Source organism: Candidatus Protofrankia californiensis, assembly GCF_900634765.1.
GTDB lineage: Bacteria > Actinomycetota > Actinomycetes > Frankiales > Frankiaceae > Protofrankia > Protofrankia californiensis.
In genome coordinates, this window is sequence record NZ_CAAAFT010000003.1 from 1 (window position 1) to 5,218 (window position 5,218).

General features: G+C 68.0%; 2 protein-coding genes. Both read left to right on the forward strand.

What is annotated here, in order from left to right; translation table 11 throughout:
• Window positions 1-423: 423 nt before the first annotated feature.
• Window positions 424-1,836: a lysine N(6)-hydroxylase/L-ornithine N(5)-oxygenase family protein gene (locus tag DD1DGNOD_RS00115; protein ID WP_131768976.1), complete on the forward strand. Its 1,413-nt coding sequence runs from the start codon at window positions 424-426 to the stop codon at window positions 1,834-1,836.
• A 221-nt stretch (window positions 1,837-2,057) separates the two neighbouring features.
• On the forward strand, window positions 2,058-5,218 hold a 3,161-nt coding region (locus DD1DGNOD_RS00120; RefSeq protein ID WP_131769164.1), incomplete at its 3' end, for a non-ribosomal peptide synthetase.

A 5,218-nucleotide genomic window follows, 5' to 3' on the forward strand; every position in this document is an offset into this window, starting at 1 on the left:
CAGGTAGGGGCGGGCGCGGGCGGTGCGCCGGCTGCGGTCTCGCCGGTTTGCGTGGTCCTCGGCCGTGCGGCACATGTCGGGGCTCCTGTGGATCGGCTCCCCGATCCACAGGGTTCGCAGGGCGCGGGCCCGGCCACCACCCCGGGCTATCCCGCCGGCCCACCACCTTCATCCCGCCATTGCCGGCGGTCGACACCGTGTGGTCAACACTGTGTGGTCGATACTGTGTGGTTAGCACTGTGTGTTAAGTTAACTTCACCTGTATTGGTGGTGAGCCCATCACGGGTCAAGCCTCCTCGTCAAGATGCAAACCAGGGCTTGACAGGTCACTCCTCGCTGCAGAAGCTAAGTGAGCCTTACCTAATAATCCGCCCATTGCATGCAGCCGACCGTCGGCCTGGGCGGGGCCGAGGAGACGGGATCATGGACGCCACTGCAGGCGAGGGATCACACACGCCGCTGCCGGTCACCGCTGAGGCCACGGAAATCAGTCACGTTGTGGGAGTCGGGTTCGGGCCGTCGAACCTGGCGCTGGCGATCGCGATCGCGGAGCACAACGCCAAGATCGCACCCGAAGCGGCTCTCCGTGCGTTGTTCGTGGAAAGGCAGGCGACGTTCGGCTGGCATCGGGGAATGCTCCTGGACGGAGCCACGATGCAGGTCGCCTTTCTCAAGGATCTGGTTACGCTACGTAATCCGGAGAGTGGTTTCAGCTTTCTGTCGTACCTACATGCGGTCGGTCGCCTGGTCGACTTCATCAACCACAAGACGATGTATCCGTCCCGCGTCGAATTCCATGACTACCTTGCCTGGGCGGCCGCCAGGCTCGGTGCGCTCGTACTCTACGACTCCGAGGTCCGGGAGATCAGGCCGGTTTTCCACGATGATGTCGTCGACTGCCTCGACGTGGTGATAAATACCGCAGCGGCGCCCAGCGGGTCTGTCGTCAGAAGGACCCGTAACGTCGTCCTCGGCGTGGGCCTCGAACCATACCTGCCGGACGGTGTCGAGAACAGCGACCGGGTCTGGCACAATCACGATCTGCTGACGCGCCTGGAAACGTTGCGGTCCCGACAGGGGTCGGTGACTCCGCCCGGCCGTTTCGTTGTCGTCGGCGCGGGCCAGAGTGCCGCCGAGACCACCGAATACCTGCATCGAAGCTTCCCCGACGCCGAGGTCTGCGCGGTCTTCTCCCGGTACGGCTACAGCCCCGCGGACGACAGCCCGTTCGCGAATCGCATCTTCGACCCGAATGCCGTGGACGAGTTTTTCCACGCCCCGGCGGAGGTCAAAAGCACGCTGTTCGACTATCACCGCAACACCAACTACTCGGTCGTCGACACAGAACTGATCGAGGAGCTGTACCGGCGCGCCTACCAGGAGGAGGTCAGCGGCCGGCGCCGGCTGCGGATACTCAAGACGTCCAGCCTGGTGGGGCTGAGCACGGGGGCCGCCGGTGTCCAGACCACCGTCGAATTCCTCCCCACCGGAGAGAAAACCGTGCTGGACGCGGACGTCGTGGTCTTCGCGACCGGCTACCGTCCCCGTGACCCGATCGGGCTGCTCGGCGAACTCGCTCCGTTCTGCCGGACGGATTCCTCGGGTCGGCTCATGGTCGACCGCGACTACCGGGTGGTGACGGATCCGGAGCTTACCTGCGGTATCTACCTGCAGGGCGGTACCGAGCACACGCACGGGATTTCCTCCTCGCTGCTGTCGAACGTCGCTGTGCGGTCCGGTGAGATCCTGCATTCGATCACGGCGCACGGCCGTCGGGGTGACCCGGGCGTGGAACGCTCCGATGCGCTGTCCGTCCGTGCACTGTCCCTGCGGTAAGGGATTCCTCGGGGTCCGCGGGTGCGTGGGAAGAACCGTGTGGCGCATTGTCCGGGTAACCATTTCACCGGCAGCCTTCGAAGCCGAGCATTCATCCGCGTGACCGGCGGTGGTCGCCCGGAAAGTCGCATGGCAAGCCGCCCGGCAAGTCATATGGCAAGTCGCACAGCAAAGGGTGGCGAAATGTTGTCCCACGGCCTGTCTCCGGAGGGTTGTCAACCATGAGAACCGAACCCGGCTTTTCCGACGCGGCCGCCGCACGACGTCGGGAACTGATGCGCCTGTTGCTGGCGGACGCCGGTCTGAACGAGGCTGCGAGTATGGACAGGATTGTCCGAAGCGATCGCCGCTCTCCCGCTGCGCTGTCGTTTTCCCAGCGCAGCATGTGGCTGCACCAGCAGGCGTTTCCCAGAAGTGCCGCGTACAACGTGTGCCTGCTCGTGCGGATGTCGGGCGCGCTCGACATCGTGGCGCTTCGCGTCGCGCTGCGCGGTCTGGTCGCCCGTCACGAGGTGCTGCGCACCACCTACCACGTCGGCGACGACGGTACGCCCCACCAGGTCGTCGCCGACGACGTCGCCCTTGAGCTCCCGGTCCGCGACATCGGCGGTGTCGGGGCCGACCCGTGGGACGCAGTGGGGGAACGCGTCGCCGGGCAGATCGCGGCCGAGTCGTTCGACCTGCGGGTCGAGGAACCGATCCGGACGCTCCTGCTGCGTTTCGCGCCCGGGCAGCACGCGCTCGTCCTCGTCGTCCATCACATTGCCTGGGACGGTCTGACCTGGGGTGTGCTGTCGAGCGACCTGTCGAGTCTGTACCGGGCGGCGCTGGCCGGCGCGCCGAACGTCCGGCAGGACGTCCTGCCGGACAGTCTGCCGCCGCTGCCGGTGCAGTACGCCGACTTCGCCGCGTGGGAGCAGGCCCGGTGGCCGTCGGAGGACTCCCGGGCCGACCTGGAGTTCTGGCGGAACCGGCTGGATCCCGCCCCCCTGCCGCTCGATCTTCCTCTGGACGGTCGGCGCGGACCCGTCCGCTCGGAGCGAGGCGGGCGATGCGTCAAACGTTTTGCCGCACCGCTGGCCGGTGGGCTCAGGCGGTTCGCCGCCCGCGAGAACGTCACCCCGTTCATGGTCATGCTTGCGGCGTACACCACGCTGCTGCACCGCCACACCGGTTCGACGGACGTCGCGGTCGGCTCCGCCGTCATGAACCGGGAGCACGCCGAGGTCCAGCGGCTGGTCGGGAACTTCGGCAACACCCTGGTCCTGCGTACGGATCTCTCCGGTGACCCCACCTTCGCCGACGTCCTGGCCAGGGCGCGAACCGTGTGCACCGAGGCGTACGCCCACCAGAACGCGCCCTTCGACATGCTGATCGACGAGCTGCGGCCCGAGCGCGCCGGCGGCCACTCGCCGCTGTTCGACGTGATGCTGTTGTTCCTGACCCAGGAGATGGAGAACCTGGACCTGCCCGGTGTCGTGACGAGCTGGCGCAACGTCCACAACGGCACAACCCAGTTCGACCTGTCGCTGGAGGCGTTCCTCACCGGTGACGGCCTGCTCGTGGAAGCCACCTACCGCAGTGAGCTGTTCACCCGGTCCCGGATCGGACGCTTCCTCGACCACCTGGAGATCCTGCTCGGCAATGCCCTGGCCGACCCGCACCAGCCGATCAGCCGGATCGGCATCCTCGGCGACATCGAGTCCGGCGACCTCGTCTCGGGGTGGAACCGCACCGATCATCCTGTGCCCGAGGCCACCCTGGTGGAACAGATCGAGGCGCAGGCGGCCGCGACCCCGGACGCGCCGGCCGTCATCGACGAGGCCGCCGCACCGTCGTACCGCGAGTTGTCCTACCGCGAGCTGAACATGCGCGCCAACCAGCTCGCCCGGCTGCTCACCCACCACGGCGCCGGCCCGGAACGGATCGTGGCGGTCGCCGTCGAGCGGTCCGCCGAGCTCGTGGTCTGCCTACTCGCGGTGCTGAAGGCGGGTGCGGCCTACCTGCCGCTCGACCCCGACCATCCGGCCGAACGGCTGTCGTACATGCTCGGCGACGCCGGGGCCGTTGCCCTGGTGACCACTACGCGCAGTGACCCGCTCTCGGTCGGCCCGGTCGGCGGGGAAGTGCGTGATCATAGTTCTGTCCATGCGCCCGGAGGCGTTGACCGTCTGGCGGACGACCTGCCCGCGGGCACTGTCCGGATCGTGCTCGACGATCAGGCGGTGGTCGGGACGCTGCGGTCGCAACCCGGCTACAACCTCACCGACTTCACCGACACCGACCTGCGGGCGCCGCGGCATCCCGACCATCCCGCTTATGTGATCTATACGTCCGGATCGACCGGACGGCCGAAGGGCGTGGTCATAACCCATCGGGCCATCGTCAACCGGCTCGCCTGGATGCAGGACAGGTACCGGCTCACCGCTGACGACCGGGTGCTCCAGAAGACCTCGGCCGGCTTCGACGTGTCGGTGTGGGAGTTCTTCTGGGCACTGAGCGAAGGCGCCGCGGTCGTGCTTGCCCGGCCGGGCGGGCAGCGTGACCCGTCCTACCTGGCCAGGGTCATCCGTGAGTTCGGCGTCACCACGGTGCACTTCGTCCCGTCCATGCTGGCTGTGTTCCTGCGGGAACCGGCGGTCCTGCAGGAAGCGGCGGTCCGGCGGGAGCTGGCGGTGCGGGACGACCCGGGCCTGCGCCGGGTGTTCTGCAGCGGTGAGGCACTGCCGATCGACGTCGCCGACCGCTTCCGTGAGCTGTTCGACGCGGAGCTGCACAACCTCTACGGGCCGACCGAGGCCGCCGTCGACGTCACCCACCACAAACACACCGGCAGTATCGATCCCGATCCCGAAACCGACAGTGGAACCGGAACCAGTGGCGCGGCCGCCGGTGTGCCGATCGGCCGGCCGGTCTGGAACACCCAGGTCTACGTCCTGGACGCACGGCTACAGCCGGTGCCCGTCGGGGTGCCCGGCGAGCTGTACCTGGCCGGCGTCCAGCTCGGCCGCGGCTACCTGAACCGGCCCGGCCTGACCGCCGAACGCTTCGTCGCCAGCCCCTTCGGCGTACCCGGCGGCCGCATGTACCGCACCGGTGACCTGGTCCGCTGGCGGGCCGACGCGACGATCGAGTTCCTGGGCCGGACGGACAGCCAGGTGAAGATCCGCGGATTCCGGGTCGAGCTCGGCGAGGTCGAGGCCGCGCTGCTGGCCCAGCCGGGTGTGGCCCGGGCCACGGTCCTCCCCCGCGCCCAGGAGAGCACGATGGGGTACCCCACCCGCGCCCATAGGGGCGCGACGGAGGCCCTCGTCGCCTACGTCGTCCCTGCCACCGCAGCTGTAATCGACGCCGGCGAGCTGCGGTCGGCTCTTGCTGCCAC